20 protein-coding genes and 4 pseudogenes are annotated in these 26,348 nt (G+C 69.8%); 15 read left to right on the forward strand and 9 right to left on the reverse strand.

What is annotated here, in order from left to right:
- The first annotated feature begins 8 nt into the window (after nucleotides 1-8).
- The 8 genes from AV541_RS04335 to AV541_RS04370 all read left to right on the forward strand — a co-directional run bounded on the left by AV541_RS04335 (nucleotide 9) and on the right by AV541_RS04370 (nucleotide 7,182).
- Nucleotides 9-308, forward strand: coding sequence for a F0F1 ATP synthase subunit C (locus tag AV541_RS04335; protein ID WP_008632723.1), 300 nt, complete (start codon nucleotides 9-11; stop codon nucleotides 306-308).
- A gap of 59 nt (nucleotides 309-367) precedes the next feature.
- A complete protein-coding gene (locus AV541_RS04340; RefSeq protein WP_008632722.1) occupies nucleotides 368-934 on the forward strand; it encodes a V-type ATP synthase subunit E in 567 nt (188 codons plus the stop codon).
- A gap of 3 nt (nucleotides 935-937) precedes the next feature.
- Complete coding sequence (locus AV541_RS04345; RefSeq protein ID WP_060384325.1) at nucleotides 938-1,909, forward strand: V-type ATPase subunit; 972 nt, start codon at nucleotides 938-940, stop codon at nucleotides 1,907-1,909.
- Between the two features lie 2 nt (nucleotides 1,910-1,911).
- On the forward strand, nucleotides 1,912-2,226 hold the full coding sequence (gene atpF / locus AV541_RS04350) for a V-type ATP synthase subunit F (RefSeq protein WP_082709634.1): 315 nt from the start codon (nucleotides 1,912-1,914) through the stop codon (nucleotides 2,224-2,226).
- Nucleotides 2,227-2,238: 12 nt separating this feature from the next.
- On the forward strand, nucleotides 2,239-3,975 hold the full coding sequence (locus AV541_RS04355) for a V-type ATP synthase subunit A (protein ID WP_060384326.1): 1,737 nt from the start codon (nucleotides 2,239-2,241) through the stop codon (nucleotides 3,973-3,975).
- 10 nt (nucleotides 3,976-3,985) lie between these two features.
- On the forward strand, nucleotides 3,986-5,422 hold the full coding sequence (locus AV541_RS04360; RefSeq protein ID WP_060384327.1) for a V-type ATP synthase subunit B: 1,437 nt from the start codon (nucleotides 3,986-3,988) through the stop codon (nucleotides 5,420-5,422).
- Nucleotides 5,423-5,431: 9 nt separating this feature from the next.
- The gene (gene atpD / locus AV541_RS04365; RefSeq protein ID WP_008632712.1) at nucleotides 5,432-6,103 is read left to right on the forward strand and encodes a V-type ATP synthase subunit D; all 672 of its coding nucleotides are present in this window, start codon (nucleotides 5,432-5,434) and stop codon (nucleotides 6,101-6,103) included.
- An 89-nt stretch (nucleotides 6,104-6,192) separates the two neighbouring features.
- Nucleotides 6,193-7,182 (forward strand): pectin acetylesterase-family hydrolase, encoded by a 990-nt coding sequence (locus AV541_RS04370; RefSeq protein ID WP_060384328.1) that lies wholly within the window; start codon nucleotides 6,193-6,195, stop codon nucleotides 7,180-7,182.
- Here the strand turns inward: AV541_RS04370 and AV541_RS04375 are convergent.
- Together AV541_RS04375 and recG are read right to left on the reverse strand one after the other, a co-directional pair.
- The gene (locus tag AV541_RS04375; RefSeq protein ID WP_008632706.1) at nucleotides 7,136-7,906 is read right to left on the reverse strand and encodes a hypothetical protein; all 771 of its coding nucleotides are present in this window, start codon (nucleotides 7,904-7,906) and stop codon (nucleotides 7,136-7,138) included. The two genes, AV541_RS04370 and AV541_RS04375, sit on opposite strands and share 47 nt — an antisense overlap.
- Nucleotides 7,906-10,207: pseudogene (gene recG / locus AV541_RS04380) on the reverse strand (ATP-dependent DNA helicase RecG). Before recG ends, AV541_RS04375 begins: the two are co-directional and overlap by 1 nt.
- A gap of 15 nt (nucleotides 10,208-10,222) precedes the next feature.
- Between recG and AV541_RS04385 the strand changes: the two are divergent.
- The 5 genes and pseudogenes from AV541_RS04385 to malQ all read left to right on the forward strand — a co-directional run bounded on the left by AV541_RS04385 (nucleotide 10,223) and on the right by malQ (nucleotide 15,973).
- Nucleotides 10,223-11,434 carry a M16 family metallopeptidase gene (locus tag AV541_RS04385; RefSeq protein ID WP_060384329.1) on the forward strand — a complete coding sequence of 404 codons (1,212 nt, stop codon included), beginning with the start codon at nucleotides 10,223-10,225 and terminating at the stop codon, nucleotides 11,432-11,434.
- Nucleotides 11,427-12,647, forward strand: coding sequence for a M16 family metallopeptidase (locus AV541_RS04390; protein WP_060384330.1), 1,221 nt, complete (start codon nucleotides 11,427-11,429; stop codon nucleotides 12,645-12,647). Before AV541_RS04385 ends, AV541_RS04390 begins: the two co-directional genes overlap by 8 nt.
- Nucleotides 12,637-13,490 (forward strand): annotated as a pseudogene (locus AV541_RS04395) (DMT family transporter). The gene AV541_RS04390 and the pseudogene AV541_RS04395 overlap by 11 nt, the downstream one beginning before the upstream one ends.
- A gap of 20 nt (nucleotides 13,491-13,510) precedes the next feature.
- On the forward strand, nucleotides 13,511-14,383 hold the full coding sequence (locus AV541_RS04400) for a 3-hydroxyacyl-CoA dehydrogenase family protein (protein ID WP_060384826.1): 873 nt from the start codon (nucleotides 13,511-13,513) through the stop codon (nucleotides 14,381-14,383).
- An 87-nt stretch (nucleotides 14,384-14,470) separates the two neighbouring features.
- Nucleotides 14,471-15,973 carry a 4-alpha-glucanotransferase gene (gene malQ, locus AV541_RS04405; RefSeq protein WP_060384331.1) on the forward strand — a complete coding sequence of 501 codons (1,503 nt, stop codon included), beginning with the start codon at nucleotides 14,471-14,473 and terminating at the stop codon, nucleotides 15,971-15,973.
- A gap of 50 nt (nucleotides 15,974-16,023) precedes the next feature.
- On the opposite strand, the gene dnaG is transcribed toward malQ, so the two are convergent.
- From dnaG to AV541_RS04425, 4 genes are read right to left on the reverse strand one after another with little or no spacing between them, the layout of a single operon-like run.
- Nucleotides 16,024-17,796 carry a DNA primase gene (gene dnaG / locus AV541_RS04410; protein ID WP_060384332.1) on the reverse strand — a complete coding sequence of 591 codons (1,773 nt, stop codon included), beginning with the start codon at nucleotides 17,794-17,796 and terminating at the stop codon, nucleotides 16,024-16,026.
- The gene (locus AV541_RS04415; protein ID WP_060384333.1) at nucleotides 17,769-20,384 is read right to left on the reverse strand and encodes an AAA family ATPase; all 2,616 of its coding nucleotides are present in this window, start codon (nucleotides 20,382-20,384) and stop codon (nucleotides 17,769-17,771) included. Before AV541_RS04415 ends, dnaG begins: the two co-directional genes overlap by 28 nt.
- The gene (locus tag AV541_RS04420; protein WP_060384334.1) at nucleotides 20,381-20,782 is read right to left on the reverse strand and encodes a hypothetical protein; all 402 of its coding nucleotides are present in this window, start codon (nucleotides 20,780-20,782) and stop codon (nucleotides 20,381-20,383) included. The genes AV541_RS04415 and AV541_RS04420 overlap by 4 nt, the downstream gene beginning before the upstream one ends.
- Nucleotides 20,783-20,787: 5 nt before the next feature.
- Nucleotides 20,788-22,974, reverse strand: a complete 2,187-nt coding sequence (locus AV541_RS04425; protein WP_060384335.1) for a DEAD/DEAH box helicase — start codon at nucleotides 22,972-22,974, stop codon at nucleotides 20,788-20,790.
- 17 nt (nucleotides 22,975-22,991) lie between these two features.
- Here AV541_RS04425 and AV541_RS04430 point away from each other — a divergent pair, with 17 nt between their 5' ends.
- Complete coding sequence (locus tag AV541_RS04430) at nucleotides 22,992-23,315, forward strand: heavy metal-binding domain-containing protein (RefSeq protein ID WP_014629394.1); 324 nt, start codon at nucleotides 22,992-22,994, stop codon at nucleotides 23,313-23,315.
- Here AV541_RS04430 and AV541_RS04435 read toward each other — a convergent pair.
- The 3 genes and pseudogenes from AV541_RS04435 to AV541_RS13350 all read right to left on the reverse strand — a co-directional run bounded on the left by AV541_RS04435 (nucleotide 23,312) and on the right by AV541_RS13350 (nucleotide 25,275).
- A complete protein-coding gene (locus AV541_RS04435; protein ID WP_008632685.1) occupies nucleotides 23,312-23,521 on the reverse strand; it encodes a heavy-metal-associated domain-containing protein in 210 nt (69 codons plus the stop codon). The two genes, AV541_RS04430 and AV541_RS04435, sit on opposite strands and share 4 nt — an antisense overlap.
- Nucleotides 23,522-23,528: 7 nt before the next feature.
- Nucleotides 23,529-23,954, reverse strand: coding sequence for a DUF1999 family protein (locus AV541_RS04440; protein WP_060384336.1), 426 nt, complete (start codon nucleotides 23,952-23,954; stop codon nucleotides 23,529-23,531).
- Nucleotides 23,955-23,961: 7 nt separating this feature from the next.
- Nucleotides 23,962-25,275: pseudogene (locus AV541_RS13350) on the reverse strand (vWA domain-containing protein).
- Nucleotides 25,276-25,310: 35 nt separating this feature from the next.
- Here AV541_RS13350 and tsaD point away from each other — a divergent pair.
- Nucleotides 25,311-26,281: pseudogene (gene tsaD, locus AV541_RS04450) on the forward strand (tRNA (adenosine(37)-N6)-threonylcarbamoyltransferase complex transferase subunit TsaD).
- Nucleotides 26,282-26,348: the final 67 nt, after the last annotated feature.

Raw genomic sequence — 26,348 nt, forward strand, 5'->3', positions numbered from 1 at the left:
GAAGTGGGATGAAGAAGCTACTGGTGACGGTTCTTATGGCGGTTTTCGGCGCGTTGGCTTTGGCGGCGGAGGAGGCGGCGGCCTCCGGCGGCCTGGACCGCGGCCTCATCGCCGTGGGCATGGGCTTGGCCGTGGGACTTGCTGCTCTTGGCTCGGGCGTGGCCCAGGCCCGGATTGGGGCGGCGGGCGTGGGGGCCATCGCCGAGGACCGGAGCAACTTCGGTGCCGCCCTCATCTTCCTGCTCCTGCCCGAGACCCTGGTGATCTTCGGCTTCCTCATCGCCATCATCCTCAACGGCAGGCTCTAAGGCGGTCCAGGGGCCCCGCCCTCCTTAGGGGTGGGGCCCCTTCCCGATAGGGAGAGGAAATGTCCAAATTGGAAGCCATTTTGAGCCAGGAGGTGGAGGCTGAGATCCAGGCCCTCCTCCAGGAGGCCGAGGCCAAGGCCGAGGCCATAAAACGGGAGGCGGAGGAGAAGGCCAAGGCCCTCCTCCAGGCCCGGGAGCGGGCCCTCGAGGCCCAGTACCGGGCCGCCCTCCGCCGGGCGGAGAGCGCCGGGGAGCTCCTCGTGGCCACGGCCCGAACCCAGGCCCGGGGGGAGGTGCTGGAGGAGGTCCGGCGCCGGGTCCGGGAGGCTCTAGAGGCCCTTCCCAAGAAGCCGGAGTGGCCCGAGGTGGTGAGGAAACTGGCCCTGGAGGCCCTGGAGGCCCTCCCCGGGGCCAAGGCCCTGGTGGCCAATCCGGAGGACCTTCCCCACCTCGAGGCCCTGGCCAAGGAGCGGGGGGTGGAGCTCAAGCCCGATCCCGCCCTTCGCCTGGGGGTCCGGGCCGTGGGGGCCGAGGGCAAGACCCAGGTGGAAAACAGCCTCCTCGCCCGGCTTGACCGCGCCTGGGACGCCCTTTCCTCCAAGGTGGCCCAGGCGCTTTGGGGCTAGAAGATGGCGGACGACTTCGCCTACCTCAACGCCCGGGTGCGGGTGCGGAGGGGGTCCCTCCTCAAGGAGAGCTTCTTCCAGGAGGCCCTGGACCTTCCCTTCGCCGACTTCCTCCGCCTTCTTTCGGAGACGGTCTACGGCGGGGAGCTTGCGGGGCAGGGCCTTCCCGACGTGGACCGGGCCGTGCTCCGCACCCAGGCCAAGCTGGTCGGGGACCTGCCGCGGCTCGTCACCGGGGAGGCGCGGGAGGCGGTGCGGCTCCTCCTCCTGCGGAACGACCTCCACAACCTCCAGGCCCTTCTCCGGGCCAAGGCCACGGGCCGTCCCTTTGAGGAGGTCCTCCTCCTCCCCGGGACCCTGAGGGAGGAGGTCTGGCGCCAGGCCTACGAGGCCCAGGACCCCGCGGGGATGGCCCAGGTGCTCGCGGTGCCCGGCCACCCCCTGGCCCGCGCCTTGAGGGCGGTCCTGCGGGAGACGCAGGACCTCGCCCGGGTGGAGGCGCTTCTCGCCAAGCGCTTCTTTGAGGATGTGGCCAAGGCGGCCAAGGGGCTGGACCAGCCGGCATTGCGCGACTACCTGGCCCTGGAGGTGGACGCGGAGAACCTGCGTACCGCCTTCAAGCTCCAGGGCTCGGGGCTGGCCCCCGACGCCTTCTTCCTCAAGGGAGGGCGGTTCGTGGACCGGGTCCGGTTCACCCGGCTCATGGAGGGAGACTACGCCGTATTGGACGAGCTTTCCGGCACGCCCTTTGCCGGGCTTTCCGGGGTGCGGGACCTGAGGGCCCTGGAGCGGGAGCTTCGGTGCGTCCTCCTCAAGGAGGCGAAGAAGGGGGTGCAGGACCCCTTGGGGGTGGGGCTTGTCCTCGCCTACGTGAAGGAGCGGGAGTGGGAGGCCGTGCGCCTTAGGCTCTTGGCCCGTAGGGCCTACTTTGGCCTCCCCCGCGCCCAGGTGGAGGAGGAGGTGGTGTGTCCGTGAGGATGGCGGTGATCGCTGATCCCGAGACCGCCCAGGGGTTCCGGCTCGCGGGCCTCGAGGGCTACGGGGCTTCCTCGCCGGAGGAGGCCCGGAGCCTCCTGGAAACCCTGGTGGAGCGGGGCGGGTACGCCCTGGTGGCGGTGGACCAAAGCCTCCTGCCTGAGCCTGAGAGGGCCGTGGAACGCCTCATGCGGGGCAGGGACCTCCCCGTGCTCCTGCCCATCGCGGGGCTGAAGGAGGCCTTCCAAGGGCACGACGTGGAAGGCTACATGCGGGAGCTGGTGAGGAAGACCATCGGCTTTGACATCAAGCTGTAGAATGGAGGGACGATGATCCAAGGGGCGATCCAGAAGATCGCGGGCCCGGCGGTGATCGCCAAGGGCATGCTCGGGGCCCGCATGTACGACATCTGCAAGGTGGGTGAAGAGGGCCTCGTGGGCGAGATCATCCGCCTGGACGGGGACACGGCCTTCGTTCAGGTCTACGAGGACACCTCGGGCCTAAAGGTGGGGGAGCCCGTGGTCTCCACGGGGCTTCCCTTGGCGGTGGAGCTCGGCCCCGGGATGCTGAACGGCATCTACGACGGCATCCAGCGCCCCCTGGAGCGCATCCGGGAGAAGACGGGGATCTACATCACCCGGGGCGTGGTGGTCCACGCCCTGGACCGGGAGAAGAAGTGGGCCTGGACGCCCGTGGTCAAGCCCGGGGACGAGGTCAAAGGGGGCATGGTCCTGGGCACGGTGCCCGAGTTCGGCTTCACCCACAAGATCCTGGTACCCCCGGACGTGCGGGGCCGGGTCAAGGAGGTGAAGCCCGCCGGGGAGTACACCGTGGAGGAGCCGGTGGTGGTCCTCGAGGACGGCACCGAGCTCAAGATGTACCACACCTGGCCCGTGCGCCGGGCCCGCCCCGTGCAAAGGAAGCTTGACCCCAATACCCCCTTCCTCACGGGGATGCGCATCCTGGATGTCCTCTTCCCCGTGGCCATGGGGGGTACCGCCGCCATTCCCGGGCCCTTCGGGAGCGGGAAGACCGTGACCCAGCAGTCCCTGGCCAAGTGGTCCAACGCCGACGTGGTGGTCTACGTGGGTTGCGGGGAGCGGGGCAACGAGATGACGGACGTCCTCGTGGAGTTCCCCGAGCTCACCGACCCTAAGACCGGGGGGCCCCTCATGCACCGCACGGTGCTCATCGCCAACACCTCCAACATGCCCGTGGCCGCCCGCGAAGCCAGCATCTACGTGGGCGTGACCATCGCCGAGTACTTCCGCGACCAGGGCTTCTCCGTGGCCCTTATGGCCGACTCCACGAGCCGCTGGGCGGAGGCGCTGCGCGAGATCTCTAGCCGCCTCGAGGAGATGCCCGCCGAGGAGGGCTACCCGCCCTACCTCGCCGCCAGGCTCGCCGCCTTCTACGAGCGCTCCGGCAAGGTGGTCACCCTGGGGGGCGAGGAGGGGGCGGTGACCATCGTGGGGGCCGTCTCCCCGCCGGGCGGCGACATGTCCGAGCCCGTGACCCAGTCCACCCTGCGCATCGTGGGGGCCTTCTGGCGGCTTGACGCCTCCCTGGCCTTCCGCCGCCACTTCCCCGCCATCAACTGGAACGGTTCTTACAGCCTTTTCACCTCCGCCCTGGACCCCTGGTACCGGGAGAACGTGGCCGAGGACTACCCCGAGCTCCGCGACGCCATCTCCGAGCTTTTGCAGCGGGAGGCGGGCCTCCAGGAGATCGTGCAGCTGGTGGGGCCGGACGCCCTGCAGGACGCCGAGCGCTTGGTGATTGAGGTGGGGCGGATCATCCGCGAGGACTTCCTGCAGCAGAACGCCTACCACGAGGTGGACGCCTACTGCTCCATGAAAAAGGCCTACGGCATCATGAAGATGATCCTCACCTTCTACAAGGAGGCCGAGGCCGCCATCCGGCGCGGGGTTTCCATCGACGAGATCCTGGCCCTGCCGGTCATCGAGCGCATCGGCCGGGCCCGCTACGTGAGCGAGGAGGCGTTCCCCGGCTACTTTGAGGAGGCCATGGAGGAGATCGAGGGGGCCTTCAAGGCCCTGGCCTAGGGAGGGAAGGATGGACCTCTTGAAGAAGGAGTACACGGGCATCACCTACATCTCGGGGCCTCTCCTCTTCGTGGAGAACGCCAAGGACCTGGCCTACGGGGCCATCGTGGACATCAAGGACGGCTCGGGCCGGGTGCGGGGCGGCCAGGTCATCGAGGTTTCCGAGGAGTACGCCGTCATCCAGGTGTTCGAAGAGACCACGGGGCTGGACCTGGCCACCACCAGCGTGAGCCTGGTGGAGGACGTGGCCCGGCTTGGGGTTTCCAAGGAGATGCTGGGCCGCCGCTTCAACGGCATCGGCAAGCCCATCGACGGCCTGCCCCCCATCATCCCGGAGAAGCGGCTTCCCATCACCGGCCTTCCCTTGAACCCCGTGGCCCGGAGGAAGCCGGAGCAGTTCATCCAGACGGGCATCTCCACCATTGACGTGATGAACACCCTGGTGCGGGGGCAGAAGCTTCCCATCTTCTCCGGCTCGGGCCTCCCCGCCAACGAGATCGCCGCCCAGATCGCCCGCCAGGCCACGGTGCGCCCCGACCTCTCCGGGGAAGGGGAAAAGGAGGAGCCCTTCGCCGTGGTCTTCGCCGCCATGGGCATCACCCAAAGGGAGCTCTCCTACTTCATCCAGGAGTTTGAGCGCACCGGGGCCCTAAGCCGCTCCGTCCTCTTTCTTAACAAGGCGGACGACCCCACCATTGAGCGCATCCTCACCCCCCGCATGGCCCTCACCGTGGCCGAGTACCTGGCCTTTGAGCACGACTACCACGTGCTGGTCATCCTCACGGACATGACCAACTACTGCGAGGCCCTGCGGGAGATCGGGGCCGCCCGCGAGGAGATCCCGGGGCGCCGCGGCTACCCCGGCTACATGTACACCGACCTGGCCACCATCTACGAGCGCGCCGGGGTGGTGGTGGGGAAGAAGGGGAGCGTGACCCAGATCCCCATCCTCTCCATGCCCGACGACGACCGCACCCACCCCATCCCCGACCTCACGGGCTACATCACCGAGGGCCAGATCCAGCTCTCCCGGGAGCTTCACCGCAAGGGCATCTACCCGCCCATTGACCCCCTGCCCTCCCTCTCCCGGCTCATGAACAACGGGGTGGGCAAGGGCAAAACCCGGGAGGACCATAAGCAGGTGTCCGACCAGCTCTACTCCGCCTACGCCAACGGGGTGGACATAAGGAAGCTCGTGGCCATCATCGGCGAGGACGCCCTCACGGAAAACGACCGCCGCTACCTGCAGTTCGCCGACGCCTTCGAAAAGCACTTCATCAACCAGGGGCAGCAGAACCGCTCCATCGAGGAGAGCCTGCAGATCGCCTGGGCGCTCCTTTCCATGCTGCCCCAGGGGGAGCTCAAGCGCATCTCCAAGGACCACATCGGCAAGTACTACGGGCAGAAGCTGGAGGAGATCTGGGGCGCTACCCAGGCCCTGGACTAAGGAGGGTAGATGAGCCAGGTGAGCCCCACCCGGATGAACCTTCTGCAAAGGCGGGGGCAGCTCCGCCTGGCGCAGAAGGGGGTGGACCTCCTCAAGAAGAAGCGGGACGCCCTGGTGGCGGAGTTCTTCGGCCTGGTGCGGGAGGCCATGGAGGCCAGGAAGGCCCTGGACCAGGCGGCCAAGGAGGCCTACGCCGCCCTCCTCCTGGCCCAGGCCTTTGACGGGCCGGAGGTGGTGGCGGGGGCGGCCCTTGGGGTCCCGCCCCTCGAGGGGGTGGAGGCGGAGGTGGAGAACGTCTGGGGAAGCAAGGTGCCGAGGCTCAAGGCTACCTTCCCCGACGGGGCCCTCCTTTCCCCGGTGGGGACCCCGGCCTACACCCTCGAGGCCAGCCGGGCCTTCCGCCGCTACGCCGAGGCCCTGATCCGGGTGGCCAACACCGAGACCCGCCTCAAGAAGATCGGCGAGGAGATCAAGAAGACCACCCGCCGGGTGAACGCCCTGGAGCAGGTGGTGATCCCGGGGATCCGCGCCCAGATCCGCTTCATCCAGCAGGTCCTGGAGCAAAGGGAGCGGGAGGACACCTTCCGCCTCAAGCGCATCAAGGGCAAGATTGAGGCCCGGGAGGCCGAGGAGGAAGGAGGCCGACCCAACCCTCAGCTGGAGGTCGGGGCGGGCCTTTAAGCCCCCCAGGGGGCCCGGGGGCTTCAGGCCCCCCGGGTTTTTCTTGACCCGGTGCAAGGTCCTGCGGTAGATTGGGTCCGGAGGGCAAAATGAAGCGGCTTATCGCGCTGGTTCTCCTTTTCGCCCTGGCCCTGGCCCAGGGCCTCGAGGCCTTCTGGAAGGCGGTGGAGGTGCCCGGTGGGGTCTGCGCGGACGGCTCCCCTTACCGCTTCTACGTGAGCCCCGGGGATCCCAAGAAACTCCTCCTGGACTTCCAGGGGGGCGGGGCCTGCTGGGACCAAGCCACCTGCGGCCCGGAAAGCCGCACCTACCGCAAGCGGGTGGACATCCAGGAACTGGGGCTCGCCCAGGGCATTTACAACCGGATCAGCGTGGCCAACCCCTTCTACGGCTGGACCCACGTCTTCATCCCCTACTGCACCGGGGACCTCCACGTGGGCCGGGCCACGGTGGACTACGGGGGCTTCAAGGTCCACCACCAGGGGGCGAGGAACGTGCTGGCGGTGCTGGAGTACGTCTTTAGGAACTACACCAACCCCGAGCGGATCTTCGTCACCGGGTGCAGCGCCGGGGCCTACGGGGCGGTTTTCTGGGCCGATAAGGTGCTTTCCACCTACAAAAGCGCCCAGATCGCCGTTTGCGGGGACGCCGGCGTGGGGGTGCGCACCGAGGGCTTCCCGGGCTTTAACCGGTGGAACTCGAGGCTTCCCGAGCTTCCCGGGCTTTCCGCAAACCCCGAGGTCCACGAGATCTACCTGGCCCTGGCTAAGACCTACCCCAAGGCGGTCATCGCCCAGTACACCACGGTCCTAGACGGGACCCAGATCTTCTTCTACGCCTTGATGAAAGGAGAGACTTCCCCTTCCGAGGCCACCGCAAAGGAGTGGGCCATAAAGGCCCAGGAGGCGGTGCTTCGGCCGGCCCAGGCGGAAAACTACACCTTCTACCTGGCCCCGGGAAGCCAGCACTGCATCCTGCCGAGGCCCGAGCTCTACACCCTGAAGGTGGGGGAGGTTTCCTTCCTGGACTGGCTTAGGGCGCTGGCGGAGGGGAAGACGCCGCCCCGGGTGCGGCCCTGAAGGAGGCGAACCAGTCCTTGAGGTCCGGGTAAAGGGCCAGGAGGAGGCGGTGCCCCTTCCTGCGGTCCAGGGGGGCTGCCTCCAGAAAGGCCTTTAGGAGCCGATCGCCTCCTTGCGCCTGGATCTCCTCCGCCTTCAGGGTGAAGCGGGCCTGGAACCAGAGGGCCCCCTCGAGGCCGCCCCGCTTCCTCTCGTAGGCGGAAAGGCTCTTCCGCCTGGGGTTTAGGCCCGCCAGGTACCGGCTCCAGCTTAGGAGGACCTCGGCCAGGTCCGGCCGGGCCTCCTTTAGGGCCAGGAGGAAGAGGTAGTTGGCGAAGAACTCGTCCAGCCACCGGGCCCCCGTGCGGAGCCGCCAGGCCACCTGGACGGCGTGGGCGTACTCGTGCCCCAGGTTTAGGTCCAAAAAGGCGGGGATCTCCCCAGGAGGCGGCCCGAGGGGGAGAAGGGCTTCCCTCAGGCGGTAAAGGAGCCTTTCCGGGTAGGTGAGGGGGGCGTAAACGGCGAGGCCCTCGGGCCCCGCGTGCTGGAAGGGAAGGCCGTAAGGGTAGGGGAGGCGGGCCCGCCAGTCCTTCTCGGAGAGGACGTAAAGGGCCACGGGGGGCAGAGGGGCGTAGCGGACGTAGACCTCCCTTAGGGCGAGGAGGTAGTCCCGGAGGGCCTTGGCCCTAAAGGCCCCGCCCTCGGAGAAGAAGGCGGGGAGATGGGGGTGGGGAAGGGCTCGCATCAGATCACTTCCCGGAAGCCCACCCGCTCCGCCTGGGCCCTGAGCTCCTCCTTGAGGGCCCGGTGCTCGGGGAGGTCCAGGGTGGGGTCCTTGTCCACGATGGCCTTGGCCAAAGCCCGGGCCTTCTCAATGATCCCCGTGTCCTCGGCGAGGTCGCCGAGCTTGAGCTCGGGGTAGCCTGACTGCCGCGTGCCGCGAAGCTCCCCAGGGCCCCTGAGCTTCAGGTCCATCTCGGCGATGTAAAAGCCGTCCGTGGACTCCTCCAGGATCTTGAGGCGCTTCAGGGTCTTCTGGCCCGCCTCCCCCGCGATGAAGATGGCGTAGCCCTGAAGCCCCCCCGACCCACCCGGCCCCTTAGCTGGTGGAGCTGGGCGAGGCCGAAGCGCTCGGCGTTCTCCACGATGATGAGGGTGGCCTTGGGGATGTCCACCCCCACCTCCACCACCGTGGTGGAGACCAAAAGGTCGTAGTCCCCGCGCCGGAAGGCCTCCATCACCTCGTCCTTCTCCCGGGCGGGCATCCTCCCGTGGAGGAGGGCCAGGCGCACCCCAGGGAGGAGGCCTTTAAGCTCCTCGTAGAGGGTGGTGGCCGCCTTTAGGTCCAGCTCCTCGCTCTCCTCAATGGCCGGGGCCACCACATAGACCTGGTGGCCCTTTCTCACCTCCTCCCGGGCGAAGGCGTAGGCCTGGAGGCGGAGGCGGTGGGGGAGGACCTTGGTCTTCACCGGGACGCGTCCTGGGGGCATCTCGTCCAGGACGCTCACCTCGAGGTCCCCGTAGAGGGTTAAGGCCAGGGAGCGGGGGATGGGGGTGGCGGACATGACGAGGACGTCCGGCGGCGCCTTGGCCAGCTTGAGGAGGGCCCGGCGCTGCAGGACCCCGAAGCGGTGCTCCTCGTCCACCACGGCGAGGCCCAGGTCCCTAAAGCCCACCCCCTCCTGGATGAGGGCGTGGGTGCCCACGGCCACCTGGGCCTCCCCCGAGAGGAGCCGGGCCATGGCGGCCTCCTTCTCCTTGGCCGTCATGGAGCCCAGGAGGAGCTCCACCCTGATCCCCAAGGGGAAGAGGTAGCGGGTGAGGTTCTGGTAGTGCTGCCGGGCCAGGATCTCTGTGGGGGCCATGAGGGCCCCCTGGGCCCCGTTCTTGGCGGCAAGGAAGAGGGCGAAGGCCGCCACCACCGTCTTCCCCGAGCCCACGTCCCCTTGGAGGAGGCGGGCCATCTGGCGGGGGCTTGCCATGTCCTTGGCGATCTCCTCCATGACCCTTCGCTGGGCCCGGGTGAGGGGGAAGGGGAGGGCCTTCCTGAAGGCCTCCACCCAGGCCTCCTCCACCCGGAAGCTCCGGCCGAGGACCATTCCTCCCGCCTCCAGGAGGGCCTTGAGCTCCAGGAGGAGGTACTCGTCAAACTTGAGGCGGAGGAGGGCCCGCTTCAGGGCCTCCTCGTCCTCGGGGAAGTGGATGGCCTTCAGGGCCTCGGCGTAGGGCATGAGGCCCAGGTCCTCCCGGTAGGCCTCCAGGGGGTCGGGGAGGGGGAGGGCGAGCTCCAGGGCCCTGTGGACGGTGCGGCGGAGGAAGGCCTGGCTTACCCCCTCCTTGGCGGGGTAGATGGGGACGATGCGCCCGGTGGAAAGCGACTCGGTGCCCTCGTCCTCAAAGTGCTCCACGTAGAGCTGGAGGCCGTTTCGCCGCCCCACCCTCCCGGTGACGATGAGGGTGGCCCCCTCCTCAATCTGGGAGAGGACCCAGGGCTGGTTGAACCAGACCAGGGTGAGGCGCCACCCCCAGGCGTCCTGGGCCTTCACCTGGACGAGCTGCATCCCCTTCTTGGGGGTCTTGACGAGCTCCTTGGCCAGGACCTTGACCTGGAGGGTGGCCTTCTTGCCGTCCTCCAGGAAGCGTACCCCGGGGAGGGTTCTCCGGTCCTCGTAACGGCGGGGGTAGTGGTGGAGGACGTCCCGCACCGTGTGCAGGCCAAGCTCGGAAAGTTTTTTCCGGCTTTGCGGGGGGGCGAGGCGGTGGGCGGGGTCCTCTGGGGCGAGGCGGGCTTGGGGGGTGGGGGATCGGGAGCTTCCTCCCCTTGGAGCAGGCGGATGGCCGCCTCCAGGGCCCGCCTGCGCTCTTCCGGGGGCTTTTCCCCGTAGCCCCGGAAGAGCCTTTGGATCTCGGGGAAGGGGTGGGCCAGGTTTTCCACCAAGGCCTCGAGGCCCCCCACCACCACCCGGTCCTGTGCCCCGTCCTTGAGCTCCCGGAGAAGGGGCTTGAGGAGCCTGGCCTTGAGCTCCTCTTGCGTCACGCCTTCCATGATACCCTTAGGCCTGTGAGCCGCATGGAGCGCCTACCCAACGGCCTGGTGGTGGCCCTGGAGGAAAGGGACTTTCCCGGGGTGGCCTTCCAGCTTTTGGTCCCCGCCGGGGCGGTGAACGACCCTGAGGGGATGGAGGGGGCGAGTACCCTTTTGGAGGGGTGGCTCTGGAAGGGGGCGGGGGACCTGGACGCCAAGGCTCTGGCCCAGGCCCTGGACGCTCTCGGGGTGCGGCGGAGTAGCGGGGCGGGCCTGGAGTACACCGCCTTCGCCGCCGCCTTCCTCCCCGAGGTTCTGGAGGAGGTCTTCCGCCTTTACGCCCTCCTCCTCACGAGACCCCGCCTTCCCGAGGAGGGCCTGGAGGCGGTCCGGTCCGTGGCCCTTCAGGCGCTCCTTTCCCTGGAGGACCAGCCCGCAAGGAAGCTTTTCTCCGAGCTTCGCCGCCAGGTCTTCCGCTCCCCCCACGGGCGCGAGCCCTTGGGCCGGGAGGAGGGCCTTAAGGGGGCGGGCGCCGAGGCCCTGAAGGCGGACTACCGGAGGCGCTACACCCCCAAAGGGGCCATCCTCGCCGTGGCGGGAGGGGTTTCCTGGGAGCGGCTTCGGGCCGCCCTCGAGCCCTTCCTCGCCTGGGAGGGGGAGGAGGCTTTGTACCCACGGCCGGAGCTTTCCGAGCCCCACCGCTTCGTCCTAAAGCGCCCCACGGCCCAGGTGCAGATCGGCCTCGCCTACCCCGACGTGGGCCCCGAGAACCCGGGCTTCTACGCCGCGAGGCTCGCCCTGGAGGTCCTCTCCGGGGGGATGTCTAGCCGCCTCTTCACCGAGGTGCGGGAGAAAAGGGGCCTGGTCTACGCCGTGAGCGCCTTCCCCGCCGGGGTCAAGGGCCAGGGCCTCCTCATGGCCTACGCCGGCACCACCAAGGAAAGGGCGGGGGAGACCTTGGAGGTGATGCTAAGGGAGATGGAGCGCCTGCAGGAAGGGGTGACGGAGGAGGAGCTTTCCCGGGCCAAGGTGGGCCTGAAGACCGCCCTGGTGATGGCGGACGAGTCCATCCGTAGCCGCGCCGCTTCCATGGCCCGGGACCTCTTCTACCTGGGAAGGGTGCGTCCCCTTTCCGAGATTGAGGCCGCCATTGAGGGGACGGACCTTCAGACGGTGAACGCTTTCCTCAGGGCCCATCCCTACCGGGATCCCTGGGTGGGGCTTTTGGGGGAGGTGGAGGATGTTTAGGGAAGCCGAGCTGAGGAACGGCCTTCGGGTCATCGCCGAGGTGGTTCCGGGGGCGCGGAGCGTGGCCCTGGGCTACTTCGTGAAAACGGGGGCCCGGGACGAGACCAAGGAGGAGAGCGGGGTGAGCCACTTCCTGGAGCACATGGTCTTCAAGGGCCCCGAGGACATGGACGCCCTCGCGGTGAACCGGGCCTTTGACCGGATGGGGGCCCAGTACAACGCCTTCACCTCCGAGGAGGCCACCGTCTACTACGGGGCGGTCCTCCCCGAGTTCGCCTACGACCTCCTCGGCCTCTTCGCCAAGCTCCTCCGCCCCGCCCTGCGGGAGGAGGACTTCCAGACGGAGAAGCTGGTGATCCTGGAGGAGATCGCCCGCTACCAGGACCGCCCGGGCTTCATGGCCTACGAGTGGGCCCGCGCCCGCTTCTTCCAGGGGCACCCCTTGGGGAATAGCGTCCTGGGGACGCGGGAGAGCATCACCGCCCTCACCCGGGACCAGATGGCGGCCTACCACCGGAGGCGCTACCTGCCCAAGAACATGGTCCTCGCCGCCACAGGGCGGGTGGACTTTGACCGCCTCCTCGCCGAGGCCGAGCGCCTCACCGAGGCCTGGCCCGAGGGCGAGGCGGAAAGGGCCTACCCGCCCTTAGAGCCCGCCTTCGGGGTGGAGGAGCGCCCCTACGAGAAGGCCCGGGCCCTCTACCTGGTGGCCCTCTTCCCGGGGGTCGCCTACCAGGAGGAGGCCCGCTTCCCCGGCCAGGTCCTCGCCCACCTCCTGGGGGAGGAGGGCTCGGGCCGGCTCCACTTCGCCCTGGTGGACAAAGGCCTCGCCGAGGTGGCCTCCTTCGGCCTCGAGGAGGCCGACCGGGCCGGGACCTTCCACGCCTACGTCCAGGCGGACCCCGCCCGGAAGGGGGAGGTCCTGGCCGTCCTCCAGGAGGAGCTTGACCGCCTCGGGCGGGAGGGGGTGGGAGAGGAGGAGGTGGAACGGGCCAAGACCCCCCTCGCCACGGGCCTCGTCTTCGCCGGGGAAACCCCCATGCAGCGGCTTTTCCACCTGGGGATGGAGTACCTCTACACCGGGCGCTACCTCTCCTTGGAGGAGGTGAAGGCCAGGGTCCAAAGGGTCACGTCCCGGGAGGTGAACGCCCTTTTGGAGCGGGGCTTCCTGGAGAAGGGGCTTTACTACCTGGTCCTTCCCCATGGAGCCTAGGGCCTTAGGGGCGGCCCTCCTCACCATCCTCTTCTGGGCGAGCGCCTTCGCCGCCATCCGGGCGGGGCTTGGGGGCTTTCCCCGGGGCATTTGGTCCTCCTCCGCTTTTTGGTGGCGGGGGGCGTTCTCCTCCTCTACGCCCGCCTCCGGGGGCTCCGGCCCCCTAGGCGGGAGGACCTTCCCCGCCTTTTCCTCCTCGGGTTCTTGGGCATCACCGTCTACCACACCGCCCTGGTCTACGGGGAGCTCACGGTGAGCGCGGGGGCGGCGAGCCTCCTCATCGCCACGGGGCCCGTATTCACCGCCCTTCTTTCCTACTTCCTCCTGGGGGAGAGGCTGAGGCCTCTTGGGGTTTTTGGCTTCGCCCTGGCCTTCTTTGGGGCTTTGGTTCTGGCCCTGGGGGAGGGTGGGGGGGTGCGCCTCAGCCCCGGGGCCTTTTTGATCCTCCTTTCCGCCCTCTCCACCTCCTTCTACTTCGTCCTGCAAAAGCCCCTCTTCGGCCGTTATGGAAGCGAGGAGATGACCGTCTACACCCTGCTTCTCGGCACCCTGCCCCTTTTCGTCTTCCTCCCGGGGCTTCCCGAGGCCATTAGGACGGCGCCGAGGCCCGCCCTCCTCTCCGCGTTTTACCTCGGGATCTTCCCCGGGGCTTTGGCCTACCTCACCTGGACCTACGCCCTCTCCCGTACCCCGGCTTCCCGCCTCTCCTCCTTCCTCTACCTCTCGCCCCCCTTGGCCGTCCTCATCGCCTACCTGTGGCTGGGGGAGGTGCCCTCCCCCCTCTCCCTCCTGGGCGGGGGACTCGCCTTCCTCGGGGTCCTCCTGGTGAACCTCAGGGCGTAGAATGGGCCGGGGTGAACGCCATGGAGGTCAAGCGGATCGGCGTGGTGGGCGCGGGGCAGATGGGAAGCGGCATCGCCCAGGTGGCGGCAAGCGCAGGCTACGAGGTGGTCCTCGTGGACGTGGCGGAAAGCTTCCTGGAAAGGGGCCTCGCCGCCATAAGGCGCTCTTTGGGCAAGTTCCTGGAGAAGGGAAAGATCACCCAGGAGGCTCACGATGAGGCCCTGGGGCGGATCCGGACGAGCCTAAGCCTCGAGGACCTCAAAGACGCCGACCTCATCGTGGAGGCCATCGTGGAGGACGAGGGGGAGAAGCGAAGGCTCTTTGAGCGCCTGGGGGCCCTGGCCAAGCCCGAGGCCATCCTCGCGAGCAACACCAGCTCCATCCCCATCACCGCCCTCGCCCGCTACTCGGGGCGGCCGGAGCGCTTCATCGGCATGCACTTCTTCAACCCCGTGCCCCTCATGCAGCTCGTGGAGGTGATCCGGGGGGAGCTCACCTCCGAGGCAACCCGGGACGTGGTGGTGGAGGTGGCGAGGCGCATGGGGAAGACCCCCCTCGAGGTCCAGGACTACCCCGGCTTCATCTCCAACCGCCTCCTCATGCCCATGATCAACGAGGCCATTGAGGCCCTCCGGGAGGGGGTGGCCAGCAAGGAGGCCATTGACGGGATCATGCGCCTGGGGATGAACCACCCCATGGGGCCTCTGGAGCTTGCCGACTTCATCGGTTTGGACACCTGCCTCGCCATCATGGAGGTCCTCCACCGGGGCTTTGGGGACGACAAGTACCGGCCCTCGCCCCTCCTTCGCCGCATGGTCCAAGCGGGGCTTTTGGGCCGCAAGGTGGGCCGGGGCTTTTACATTTACGACGAGAAGGGGAACAAGGTGGGCTGAGCGCCCCGCGCTGGCCCAAGCCCGCGCGGGGGCCCCGAAACCGCTTCGCCCTGGAAACTCTTCCAAGCCCCGGGGTATACTGGGGCCATGGAGCTTCCCCGCGCTTTCGGTCTGCTTCTCCACCCCACGAGTCTCCCCGGCCCCTACGGCGTCGGCGTCCTGGGCCAGGAGGCCCGGGACTTCCTCCGCTTCCTCAAGGAGGCGGGGGGGCGGTACTGGCAGGTCCTCCCCTTGGGCCCCACGGGCTATGGCGACTCCCCCTACCAGTCCTTCAGCGCCTTCGCCGGAAACCCCTACCTCATAGACCTGAGGCCCCTCGCGGAGCGGGGCTACCTGCGCCTGGAGGACCCCGGCTTCCCCCAAGGCCGGGTGGACTACGGCCTCCTCTACGCCTGGAAGTGGCCCGCCCTGAAGGAGGCCTTCCGGGGCTTCAAGGAAAAGGCCTCCCCGGAGGAGCGGGAGGCCTTCGCCGCCTTCCGGGAGAGGGAGGCCTGGTGGCTCGAGGACTACGCCCTCTTCATGGCCCTGAAGGCCCACCACGGGGGGCTTCCCTGGAACCGGTGGCCCCTTTCCCTGCGGAAGCGGGAAGAGAAGGCCCTTAGGGAGGCGAAAAGCGCCTTGGCCGAGGAGGTGGCCTTCCACGCCTTCACCCAGTGGCTCTTCTTCCGCCAGTGGGGGGCCTTGAAGGCGGAGGCCGAGGCGTTGGGCATCCGGATCATCGGGGACATGCCCATCTTCGTGGCCGAGGACTCCGCCGAGGTCTGGGCCCACCCCGAGTGGTTTCACCTGGACGAGGAGGGCCGCCCCACGGTGGTGGCGGGGGTGCCCCCCGACTACTTCTCGGAGACGGGCCAGCGCTGGGGGAACCCCCTCTACCGCTGGGACGTTTTGGAGCGGGAGGGCTTTTCCTTCTGGATCCGCCGTCTGGAGAAGGCCCTGGAGCTCTTCCACCTGGTGCGCATAGACCACTTCCGCGGCTTTGAGTCCTACTGGGAGATCCCTGCAAGCTGCCCCACGGCGGTGGAGGGGCGCTGGGTCAAGGCCCCCGGGGAGAAGCTCTTCCAAAAGATCCAGGAGGTTTTTGGCGAGGTCCCCGTCCTTGCCGAGGACCTGGGGGTGATCACCCCCGAGGTGGAGGCCTTGCGGGACCGGTTCGGCCTTCCCGGGATGAAGGTTCTGCAGTTCGCCTTTGACAACGGAATGGAAAACCCCTTCCTCCCCCACAACTACCCCGCCCACGGCCGGGTGGTGGTCTACACCGGCACCCACGACAACGACACCACCTTGGGCTGGTACCGCACCGCCACGCCCCACGAGAAGGCCTTCATGGCCCGATACCTGGCGGACTGGGGCATCACCTTCCGGGAAGAGGAGGAGGTGCCCTGGGCCCTCATGCACCTGGGGATGAAGTCCGTGGCCCGGCTTGCCGTCTACCCGGTGCAGGACGTTTTGGCCCTGGGCTCCGAGGCCCGCATGAACTACCCGGGAAGGCCCTCCGGGAACTGGACCTGGCGGCTTCGGCCTGGGGAGCTGCGGGCCGAGCACGGAAAGAGGCTTCGGGCCATGGCCGAGGCCACGGGGCGGCTTTAAACCCCACTGCGGCGAAAGCCGCAGTGGGGGCCCCAACATCCCGCTTCTCCTTATGCGGACCAGCCCGAAGGAGGGGGGCGCCGCTTGTAGAGGCGGCGCTCCGCCTCTATGGCCGCGCGGATCTCCTGATACTCCTTAAGAAGGCGCTCCAGGGTGGGGGGGTCGGGGTTTTGGGCGAGGGCCGCCTTGACCTTGGCAAGCCGTTCCTGGAGATAGGCCTCCCGCAGGCGGGCCAGGGTGTGGTCCAGTTTCTCCTGGAGCCTGGGGTCCTCCCCCTGGGGCGCGAGGAGCAGGCGCTCAAAGAGCCTTCCTCCTTCCTCCCGCTGGCTCAGGGTGCGGCGGAGGTAGTCCCGCCGGGGTTCCTTCCGGGCCAGGGCGAGGAACTCCCCGAGGAAGGAGCCCTCCGGGGGCCAGACCTGGGTCTCCACGTGATCCACAAGCTCCAGGAAGCGCTCTTCTGGGGCGGAGAGGAGGAGGGCGATGGCGTCCAGCTCCAGAAGGAGGGTCTTGTTGCCAGGGGTGGGGGGTGGGGGCGGTGGGGGAGGGGCGGGCCGCCCCCGGGTCCTAAGGCTCGCCAGGTAGTCCTCCAGGCTCTTGGGGGAAAGGCCCAGGCGCTCCACCACCAGGGCCTTGAGCCGCTCGGCCACGGGGTCAAAAGGCTCCGGGGTGAGCATCCTGGGGGTGAGGGCCTCGAGGACCTTCCGCTTGTGCTCGGGCCGGGAAAGGTCCAGGCCCCGGCTCGCCTCCTCAAAGCGGAAGGCCACCTCGGTGAGGGCTTCCTCCAGGGCCTTCTGGAAAAGAGCCCTTCCCTCGGGGTGGAGGAGGAGCTCCCCCGGGTCCTTGGCGGGGAGGCGGACGGCGTAGAAGAGGAACCTGGGGGCAAGCGCCAGGTTCAGGCTCTGCAAGGTCGCCTTCTGCCCGGCCTCGTCGGCGTCAAAGGCCAGGTAGACTTCCAAGACCCCCGCCTTCTTGAGGAGGAGGGCCTGCCCCTCGGAGAGGCCCGAGCCCAGCACGGCCACCGTCTCCGGGAAGCCCAGCTGGTGAAGGGCGATGGCGTCAAAGAGCCCCTCCACCACGATGGCCCGGCCCTCCCTCAAAGCGGGCCGGGCCTCGGGGTAGGCGAAGAGGACCTCCTGCTTGCGGAAAAGGGGGGTCTCGGGGGTGTTCAGGTACTTGGGCCCCTCCTCCCCCAGGGCCCTCCCGGTAAAGGCCACGACGCGCCCGAAGGCGTCCTTAATGGGGAAGGTGATGCGGTGGCGGAAGCGGTCAAAGATGCGCCCCTGCCGTTCCGCCAGCACTCCGGCCCGCACGCCCTCCTCCGGCGCCACCCCATGCCGGGCGAGGAAGGCCACAAGCCCGTCCCCCTTGGGCGGGGCGTAGCCCAGGCCGAAGCGGGCTACGCTCTCCTCCGTGAGGCCCCGTTTCCTCAGGTAGTCCAGGGCCTCGGGGTGGGCGTGGAGGTTTTCCAGGAAGTAGCTCTGGGCCAGGGCCAGGACCTCGAGGAGTTCCCGGCGCCTTTCCGGGGCCTTCCTTCGGGGGAGCTCTACCCCTGCCTCCTCCGCAAGCCGTTCCAAGGCCTCGGGGAAGTCCAGCCCCTCCGCCCTTTGGACGAAGGCGAAGAGGTCGCCCCCGGCCTTGCAGCCGAAGCAGTAGAAGAGGCCTTTCTCCTCATCCACGTAGAAGGAGGGGGTCTTCTCCTGGTGGAAGGGGCAGAGGCCTTTCCAGCGGCCCCTGCCCGCCGGCTTTAGGGCCACGTAGCGGGAGACCACCTCCCGCAAGGAGAGGCGGGACTTGATCAGCTCCACTGCCTGGCCCGCATCCATGCCGCCCCCCTACGCCAAAGCCTCCTGACCCACCTTCCCAGGATACCGTACCCTTCCAGGCCCTCGGCCGCTTCCTCTCCCTGGAGGGCGGCCTTCCAGGCGCGGGTGAGGGGGAGGGAGGGGGTGAAGCCCAAAAGGTGGTCCACCCGTTCCCCCGTCTCCAAAAGGAGCTGGGCCCGGAGGAGGCGGGCCACCTCCAGGTGGACGAGGAAGCCCGTTTTGTGGGTGTGGTAGAGGAGGTGCTGGGAGAGGGCCTGGGCCTTCCGCGGCGCCTTGGGCCAGAGGTAGAGGGCCAGGGAGGAGAGGGCGAGGTGGTGGAGGTAAGGGTTGGGCAGGCGCCGGGCCTCCTTAAGGACCTCCTTGAAGAGGGGCACCGGGTCCTCCCCCCGCCGCCAGCGGCGGTGGGCCAGGGCCAGGAGGGCGAGGCCCCGGCCGTCCGGGTGGGCCAGGGCCTCCCGGAAGAGGGCCTCGGGGAAGCGGTTCTTTAGGGTCCAGGCGCTGAGGAGGGCGGCGGCCATCCAGGGATGGGGGGTCTTGGCGTAGAGGTTTTCCCCTTCCTCCAGGGCCTGGGCCAGCCTGCCCGTCTCCAGGAGGAGGCGGAGGCGGGTGGCGCCGAAGCGGGCCCGGGCCTCGAGGCCCTCGGGGAGGGGGCCCTCGAGGAGGGGCTCGGCCTCCGCGTGCCGCCCCAGGTCCATGAGGAGGCCCGCCTTAAGGCTTTGGTGCTCCAGGACGGGGTCCGGGGGGAGCCCGGGGTGAGGGGGCTCGGCGAGGACCGCCAAGGCCTCCTGGGGCCGGAAGGCCCGCCAGAGGAGGCCTGCGAGGAGAAGCCGGGCCTCGGCCTGCTCCAGGGGGTAAGGCCTGAGGGCGGGGAGGAGGGCGAGGAGGGTCTCCGCCTCGGGGCGGGCGCGGAGGTCGCGGTAGCGGGCAAGCGCAGCATCCTCCCGCCTCGGCCCCGAGGCCGCTTCTTCTGCCCGGCCCAGGGAGGCGAGGGCGTCCTGGGCCTCCGCCACCAAGGAGGCCCGCCAGCCGGGCGGGGCGAGCCCCTCTGCCTTTTGGTAGAGGGGGAGGGCCCGGTCGGGGTGGCCCTCCCGCCACAGGGCCTGGGCCTGGACCCGGAGGAGGTGGGCGGCCTCCCGCGACTCGCCCGCCTCGGCCAGGTGGTGGGCGGCCTCCTCCAGGTGCCCTTGGGCGGCGAGGAGCCTGGCGGCGAGCCGGTGCCACCGGGTTCGCTCCTCCTCGGGGACGAGGCGCCGCGCGGCCTCGGCGAGGGGGGGCGGGACGCGCCCGTGGACCAGAAGTTCCTCCGCCACGAGCCGTTCCCGGGAGAAGGGCCCAGCGATGGCCTCCACCACCTCGGGGGGCACCTCCCCCAAAACCCCCATGGCGAGGAGGGCGGTGCGCTCGGGGACGGGGAGGGCATCTAAGGCGGGCTGGAGGGCGAGGAGGGGCGGGGCCTCGAGGCCCTCCAGCCCGAGGCGGGCGGGGAAGAGGGGCCTGCGGCTTTCCGCGAGCACCAGGAGGTTTTCCGGCATTCTTTCCAGGAAGCGCTCCAGGGTGCGGTCGGGATAGTGGAGGTCCTGGAGAATGAGGAGGAGGGGCGTTTGGAGCCCCAATAGGGCCTCCCGCCAGGCGGCGAGGATGGCCTCGTCCAGCGCGCGCTTCTCCCACGGGGGCCTGGGGGCGAGGCCGAGGCTGTAGGCCAAAGCCTGGGCCAGGCCCCCGGGGAGGTTCCGGAGGAGGGCCTCCGGGGCGCCGAAGGCCTCGGTCACCGCCCGGTAGAGGGTGGCCCGGAGGGGCATCTCGGGCCCCATGCGCTGAAGCCGCACCGTGGGGAAGGGAAGGCCCCGGGCCCGCCTCTCGCGGAAGACCTCGAGGAGGAAGCTCTTCCCGCTTCCCGCGGGCCCGTGGACCACCAGGCGCCTTTCCGTAAGAAGGCGCGCCTCCAGGGTCTGGAGGAGGGGCCTGCGGTGGGGCGGGAGGTCCAGGGCGAGCCGGACCAGGCGGTAGACGGGCACCTGGCCCATCCCCTTGACCTCCCGGCTTCCCAGAAGCGCCCCCTCCGCCCCGGGGGCGAGGCGCAGGGTGGTGGCCTCGGTGAGGACCTCCCCGGGGGCGGCGAGCTTGGAGAGGCGCTCGGCCAGGTTCACCGGGGGGCCGAGGAGGGTGGGCTCCCCGGCGTACCCGCTGCCCAAGGGCCCCCAGAGGGCCTCCCCGCTCGCCACCCCGGCCCGGGCGGGGAAGGGGGAGTGCCGGACCATGTCCCAGGCGGCGGCCAGGGCCCGCCAGGGCTCGAGGCCCTGGCTCCTCGGGGCCCCGAAGAAGACCAGGACCCCGTCCCCCAGGAAGCGGTGGACGAACCCCCCCCGGGCCCGGGCCCGGCCTGCGGCCTCCTCGAGGGCCTCCCTTAGGCGCCGGTAGGCCGGGGAAAGCCCCTGGCGGAAGGCCTCGGTGGAGTTCGCCAGGTCAAAGAAGACCACGCTCACGAACCGGGTCTCCCGGGGAAGCTTCGCCCCGAGGAGCTGGCCGCAGGCCAGGCAGTACCGGGCCTCGGGGGGGTTCTTCTGGCCGCAGGCGCAGCGCACGCTCACTCCCGGAAGAGCATCAGGGGGGGCCAGAGGAGGACCTCGGCCTCCTCGGGCATGGGGCCTTCCCAGTGGACCACCACGGGAAGCCCCCGGGCCAAAAGGAGGTAAAACCCCTCTTCCAGAGGGCGCGCCGTGCCCACGAGGCGGTAGGCCGCCCCCTCCCGGAAGACGCCCTCCTTCCCCTGGGCCCGGGCGACCTTTCGGGCGAGGCCGTGGAAGAGGACCCGCGCTTCCCCCACCGGGGCCGGGGGTGCGCCCCGGTCCATGGCGTAGACGAACCCCGCCGGGGTCTGGACCTCGAGGAGCGGGCTCCCCCAGGGCTCGGGGTAGAGCCGCACCTCCACCCGATAGGCGGCGAAGCGGGCCAGGAACTCCTCCGGGCTTTCCTCCACGGGGCTCATGCTTCTCAGTCTAAGGGGTGGGCCAAGGCCAGGGCGAGGGCCAGGGCCGCCTTTTTGTCCAGGTACTGGTTGCCGTTGCCGCACTTGGGGGAGAGGACGCACCGGGGACACCCTTCCTCGCATGGGCAGGAGCGGAGGAGGTCCAGGGTGGCCTTGAGCCACTCGGGGAAGCGCCGGGCCGCCCGGCGGACGTACCCCACCCCCCCGGGGTAGCCGTCGTAGATGAAGACCGTGGGCCCGCCCGGGGAGGGAAGGGGCCTGGGGTAGAAGGGGTAGGAGATCCCGCCCACGTCCTGCCGCTCCGCCAGGACGAAGAGGGGCAAGAGGCCGATCATGGCGTGCTCCAGGGCGTGGATTCCGCCGGGGATCTGGAAGGCGGGGACGGCCTCGGGGGGGTGGAACCAGAGCGCCTCCGTGGGAAAGGAGACCTCCGGCATCTCCAGGGGCACCTCCTCCAGGACGCTCCCCGTGTAGAAGCGCTTCTTCACGTACCCCACCACCCTTTCCCTCAGGACCACCCGGCCCACCCACACCCCGGGGCCCACCTCCTCCCCGGAGAGGACCTCGAGGTCCGTCTCCGCCCGGGGCTCGGTGTAGTAGTCCTCTAAGGCGGGAAGGAGCCAGACCTCGCGCCGGGCCAGGTCCACGTTCCGCACCAGGTAGCTCTCCCCCTGGTGCAGGTAGATGGCCCCGGGGTGGGCCTCCCAGTAGGCCTGCCGCTCGTCCAGGTAGCCCAGCACCTCCCCGTCCAGGCCCCGCAGGGTGAAGGTGGCCCCGAGGCCCCTCAGGGTGATCTCCCGGTGGGGGTTTCGCTTTGGGGTGAAGAACCGCCCGTTCCGCTCCTTTAAGGTGGCCCGGGCCTCGGGGCAGAGGAGCTCCTCCGCCAACAGGGGCTTCTCCCGGGCCGCTGCGTGGAGGTGCAGGGGGCAGAGGACGGGGTTTTGCGGGTCCGCCACCGCCTCCTCGGGGGGGCTTTCCAGGAGGAGGGCGGGGCGGTGGAGGAAGTACTCGTCCATAGGGTCCTCCCGGGGGATATAGACCAAGAGGGCCCGCCGCTCCCCCCGGCCCGCCCGGCCTGCCCGCTGCCAGAAAGCGGCGGTGGAGCCCGGGTAGCCCACCAGGACCACGGCGTCCAGCTCCCCGATGTCCACCCCGAGCTCCAGGGCGCTGGTGGAGACCAGGACCCGCACCCGCCCCTCCTTGAGGTCCGCCTCCAGGCGGCGGCGCTCCCGGGCCGTGTACCCCGCCCGGTAAGGCCGCACCAGGGGGTGGGCGGCGTAGCGGGCGATGAGCTCCGCCGACCTGCGGGCCCCGGCGAAGACGAGCCCCTTGAGCCCCGCTTCCGCCAGGCGCCGGGCCAGGTAGGCCGCCTCGAGGAGGGGGCTCCGCCTGCGCTCCCCCCTCCGGTCCAAGGGCTTGGGGAGAAGGACGAGGAGCTCCCGCTCCGTCCGGGCCACCTGGGCTTTGAGCTCCTCAAAGGGGAGGCCCGTGAGGGCTTCCGCGTGCTCCCGGGCGTTGGCGATGGTGGCGCTTGCGGCGAGGACCTGGGGGGAGGCCCCGTAGTGCCGGGCCAGGCGGAGGAGGCGCCTCAGGATCAGGGCCACGTGGGTGCCGAACACCCCCCGGTAGGCGTGGAGCTCGTCCAGTACCACGTAGCGGAGCCGGGCGAGGAAGGGGGCCCAGTCCGGGTGGCGGGGCAGGAGGCCGTAGTGGAGCATGTCGGGGTTGGAGAGGAGGACGAGGCCCTGCTCCCGGGCCTGCCGCCGCGTGGCGGAAGGGGTGTCCCCGTCGTAGGGGAAGACGCCCTCCACCCCCAGGACCTGGGCCATGGCCCGGAGGCGGCGGAGCTGGTCGTGGGCCAAGGCCTTGGTGGGGAAGAGGAGGAGGCTCGTGGCCCCCTCGAGGGCGGCCTGGAGCACCGGGGCCTGGTAGACCAGGCTTTTCCCGGCGGCGGTGGGGTAGGCGAGGACCACGTTGGCCCCCGCTTCCACCCGCTTTAGGGCCCTTTGCTGGTGGAGGTAGGGCGTGAGGCCGAGGGCCCGGAGGACCCCGGCGAAGGCCCCCTCGTAGGGGGCGGGCCTTGGGGGGGCCTTGGGGAGGAGGCGGGCGAAGACCACCCTTCCCTTGAACTCCTCCTCCGCCTCCAGCCACTCCCGGTAGCTGGAATAGCCCCGAAGCGGCTCGGGCAGCACCCCCTTATTATGGGGGCATGATCCTCACCACGACCCCCGAGGTGCAGGGAAGGCGGATAGAGCGGTACCTGGGCATCGTCTTTGGGGAGGCCATCGTGGGGGCCAACGTCCTGAGGGACCTCCTGGCCCAGATCCGGGACATCGTGGGAGGGCGCAGCGGGGCGTACGAGGCGGAGCTCCGCCGGGCGCGGGAGACCGCCCTCGCCGAGATGGCCGAGGCCGCCCGCCGCCTGGGGGCGGACGCGGTGGTGGGCGTGGACCTGGACTACGAGGTCCTGGGTTCGGGGAACTCCATGCTCATGGTGACGGCGAGCGGCACCGCCGTGAAGCTCGCCCCCTAGAGCATCCCCGCCAGGAAGCCCTCTTCCCGGATGGTGCGGATCAGGTCCATGACGGTGAGGCTTTGGGGGTCGTAGGCCACGAGGACCTGGGCGGGCCCCGTGGCCTGGACCTCGGCCACCCCCTCCAGGCGCTTCAGGGCCTTTAGGATCCGCTCCATCCCCTCGGGGGTGGGCTCCCCCCGGATACCGATGAGCACTCGGTTCATACCCCTCCTATTCTAGGACGCCCCGGGTCTCGCCCCGCGCTCCTCGGCTTCCCAGGACCCGGACCGCGAGGACCAGGGGGCCGAGGGCGAAGCCCTCCGCCTTCAGGGCCTCCTCCAGCTCCTTGCGCTCCGGGTCCAGGTGGAGGGCCACCTCGTAGACCCCGGCGTCGTAGGCGCTCTTCACCACCGCCCGGAGGAGGCCCCTTAGGGCCTCCACGCTCCTCCCCTCAATCCGGGTGACGAGGACCGTGGTGGCCTCCCCTTGCCACACCGCCTGGGCCAGGGCGAAGCCCATGGGCTCCTCCCCCTCCTCGGCGAGAAAGGAGTGGCCCGTGCGGGCGAAGAAGCGGAGGGCGCCGAGGCTTACGGGCCTTTTTCCCGCTAGCTGGTTAAGCCGGTCCAGGTCTTCCTCGGTGAAGGGGCGGAAGCGCATGGCCCCATTATGCCCTCCTGCCGAAGCGCAAGGCCTCGAGGAGGAGGACCAGGGCGGCGAGGAGGGCGAAAAGCCGTCCCCCGCCCCCCCGTTCCCGGGGGAGGAAGCCCGCCTCGGGGGTGGGGAGGAGGGTCTCCTCGGGGGCGAGGAGGCCGGTGCGCGCCTCCCGGTAGGGCTTGAGGAAGTTGTAGACGAGGAGGGGGAAGAAGGGGCGGTCCTGGATGGCCACGAGAGGCGGAAGGTAGAGGCCCCCCTCGGCGGCGTAGAGGAGCCCCACCCCTCCTTCCCCCTCGGCCAGGGGCCGCCAGGGGCCTTTGGGGGGCGGGGGCGGGGGGAGCCTCTCCCCAAGGAGGGCCACCCCCTCCAGGAGGGGGTGGGGGGCGGTGAGGAGGACGGGGAGGGGGCTCCCCCCTTCGGGGCGAGGTAGAGGGTGGGGCCTTCGGGGGTGCCTTGGGGGGTGGCGAGGCGCACCCGGACCTCGCTTCCAGGGAGGGCGTCCAGGAGGCGGAAAAGCCTCTCCAGAGCGGGAAGCCTCGGGTAGTCCACCCCGAGGCGCCTTAGGCCGAAGGCGGCCTCGTCGTCCAGGGGAAGGGCGTCTTCCCCTAGGAGCCGGGCAGAGAAGGCTTTGGGGAGGCCCTGAAGGCGGGCGTAGCCCCGGGGGGGACCTCTACCCGGAAGGTCTTCCCCCCCACCTCCACCTGGGCCGGAAGGGGGCGGCCTGCGCCGTTCCCCAGGGCCAGGAACCCCGCCGCCACCGCCACGATCCCCAGGTTCTCCCGGGGGCTTCCCACGCCCACGTACCCCTCCACCCCGGGGGGCGGGGGGCCGTCCGTGGCCACCACCACCGGGGCCTTAAGGAGCCTCCTCCCCAAGGCGATGGCCGCCTCCAGGTCCCCTTTCCGGTCCTTGGCCTCCAGGGCGAGGAGCTTCTCCTTTAGGGCGATTCCGGGGGCGGGGCCGAAGGCCTCGGGCCTCTCCCCGGCCCGAACCAAGACCGCTTCCGGAGCCCTTTCCAAAAGGGGGAGGACCCTCTCCTTGGCGAGGTCCAGCCGGGTTCCCTTTCCTTCCCTTGCGGCCATGCTGGCCGAGGCGTCCACCACCAGGACCAAAGGGCTTGGGGCGAGGGGGGGTCCTCGAGGGCGAGGACCATGAGGGCCGCCCCCAGGAGGAGGAAAAGAAGCCTTAGGTCAAGCCGGGGCCGGAAGCGCCTCGCCCGCCCCCTCTTCCAAAGCCACACCCCGGCCCAGGGGCGGGCCTTGGGCCTTCGGGCCCGGTAGAGGAGGTAGACCCAAAGGAGGACCGGGAGGAGGAGCCAGAGCACCCTGCCCTAAGGCTACCCCTGCTAGAGTGAGGGCGGTGTGGGTCTTGGGGATTGACACCTCCTGCGACGACACCGGGGTGGGCCTCGTGCGGGACGGAAAGGTGGTGGTGAACCTGGTGGCAAGCCAGGTGCGCCTGCACGAGGCCTTTGGCGGCGTGGTGCCGGAGCTCGCAAGCCGCGAGCACTTAAAGGCCCTCCCCCTCCTCGTGGAGAGGGCCCTGGCCGAGGCGGGCCTTAGGCCTAAGGACTTAGACCTCGTGGCCGCCACCCGGGGCCCCGGGCTCATCGGGGCCCTCCTCGTGGGGTACACCTTCGCCAAGGGGATGGCCTTCGCCCTGGACCGGCCCTTTTACGCCGTCCACCATCTGGAGGGCCACATCGCCGCCGCCTGGCCCGAAGGGCTAACCCCTCCCTTCCTCGCCCTGGTGGCCTCGGGGGGCACACCCACCTCTACGAGGTCTTAGACCTCGGCCGCTACCGCCTCCTCGGGGCCACCCGGGACGACGCCGCCGGGGAGGCCTTTGACAAGGTGGCGAGGCTTCTCGGCCTCGGCTTTCCCGGGGGGCCCGAGGTGGAGCGCCTGGCCGAGGAGGCGGAGGAAGCCATTCCCTTCCCCGTGCCCTTAAGGGGACAGGAGGGGTACGACTTCAGCTTCTCCGGGCTCAAGACCAAGGCCCTCCACCTGGTGGAGAAGGGCCTTCCCAAGGCCGCCCTCGCCAAGGGCTTTCAGGAGGCGGCCATCGCTCACCTCGCCGAGGTGGTCCTGAAGGCGGCGAAGGACACGGGCCACCGGGTCCTCCTCGTGGCCGGGGGGGTGGCGGCGAACCGGGCGCTCCAGGAGCGCTTCAAGGAGGCGGGCCTGGAGGTGCATTTTCCTCCCCGGGGCCTTTCCCAGGACAACGGGGCCATGATCGCCCTCGCCGCCTGGCGCTGCTACAAGGGAGGCTTTCCCCCAAGCCCCCTCTCCTTGGGGGCCACGGCCTACTGGCCCTTGGAGGAGGCCTGAGGCTCTTTCTCCCCGTTTTCCCCCTGAAGGGTCCGAGATTGGGGCACGAGGTCCCTTTACCGGGGCC

Source organism: Thermus parvatiensis (assembly GCF_001535545.1).
Taxonomy (GTDB): domain Bacteria; phylum Deinococcota; class Deinococci; order Deinococcales; family Thermaceae; genus Thermus; species Thermus parvatiensis.

What these genes read in the sequence shown, in the direction of transcription:
- AV541_RS04355 (WP_060384326.1), top strand. Translation starts at nt 2,239, where the DNA reads ATGATCCAAGGGGCGATCCAGAAGATCGCGGGCCCGGCGGTGATCGCC.
- dnaG (WP_060384332.1), bottom strand. Translation starts at nt 17,796, where the DNA reads ATGGATGCGGGCCAGGCAGTGGAGCTGATCAAGTCCCGCCTCTCCTTG.
- AV541_RS04375 (WP_008632706.1), bottom strand. Translation starts at nt 7,906, where the DNA reads ATGCGAGCCCTTCCCCACCCCCATCTCCCCGCCTTCTTCTCCGAGGGC.
- AV541_RS04340 (WP_008632722.1), top strand. Translation starts at nt 368, where the DNA reads ATGTCCAAATTGGAAGCCATTTTGAGCCAGGAGGTGGAGGCTGAGATC.
- AV541_RS04430 (WP_014629394.1), top strand. Translation starts at nt 22,992, where the DNA reads ATGATCCTCACCACGACCCCCGAGGTGCAGGGAAGGCGGATAGAGCGG.
- AV541_RS04440 (WP_060384336.1), bottom strand. Translation starts at nt 23,954, where the DNA reads ATGCGCTTCCGCCCCTTCACCGAGGAAGACCTGGACCGGCTTAACCAG.
- AV541_RS04435 (WP_008632685.1), bottom strand. Translation starts at nt 23,521, where the DNA reads ATGAACCGAGTGCTCATCGGTATCCGGGGGGAGCCCACCCCCGAGGGG.
- AV541_RS04335 (WP_008632723.1), top strand. Translation starts at nt 9, where the DNA reads ATGAAGAAGCTACTGGTGACGGTTCTTATGGCGGTTTTCGGCGCGTTG.
- atpF (WP_082709634.1), top strand. Translation starts at nt 1,912, where the DNA reads ATGGCGGTGATCGCTGATCCCGAGACCGCCCAGGGGTTCCGGCTCGCG.
- AV541_RS04420 (WP_060384334.1), bottom strand. Translation starts at nt 20,782, where the DNA reads ATGAGCCCCGTGGAGGAAAGCCCGGAGGAGTTCCTGGCCCGCTTCGCC.
- AV541_RS04400 (WP_060384826.1), top strand. Translation starts at nt 13,511, where the DNA reads ATGGAGGTCAAGCGGATCGGCGTGGTGGGCGCGGGGCAGATGGGAAGC.
- atpD (WP_008632712.1), top strand. Translation starts at nt 5,432, where the DNA reads ATGAGCCAGGTGAGCCCCACCCGGATGAACCTTCTGCAAAGGCGGGGG.
- AV541_RS04345 (WP_060384325.1), top strand. Translation starts at nt 938, where the DNA reads ATGGCGGACGACTTCGCCTACCTCAACGCCCGGGTGCGGGTGCGGAGG.
- malQ (WP_060384331.1), top strand. Translation starts at nt 14,471, where the DNA reads ATGGAGCTTCCCCGCGCTTTCGGTCTGCTTCTCCACCCCACGAGTCTC.
- AV541_RS04370 (WP_060384328.1), top strand. Translation starts at nt 6,193, where the DNA reads ATGAAGCGGCTTATCGCGCTGGTTCTCCTTTTCGCCCTGGCCCTGGCC.
- AV541_RS04360 (WP_060384327.1), top strand. Translation starts at nt 3,986, where the DNA reads ATGGACCTCTTGAAGAAGGAGTACACGGGCATCACCTACATCTCGGGG.
- AV541_RS04390 (WP_060384330.1), top strand. Translation starts at nt 11,427, where the DNA reads ATGTTTAGGGAAGCCGAGCTGAGGAACGGCCTTCGGGTCATCGCCGAG.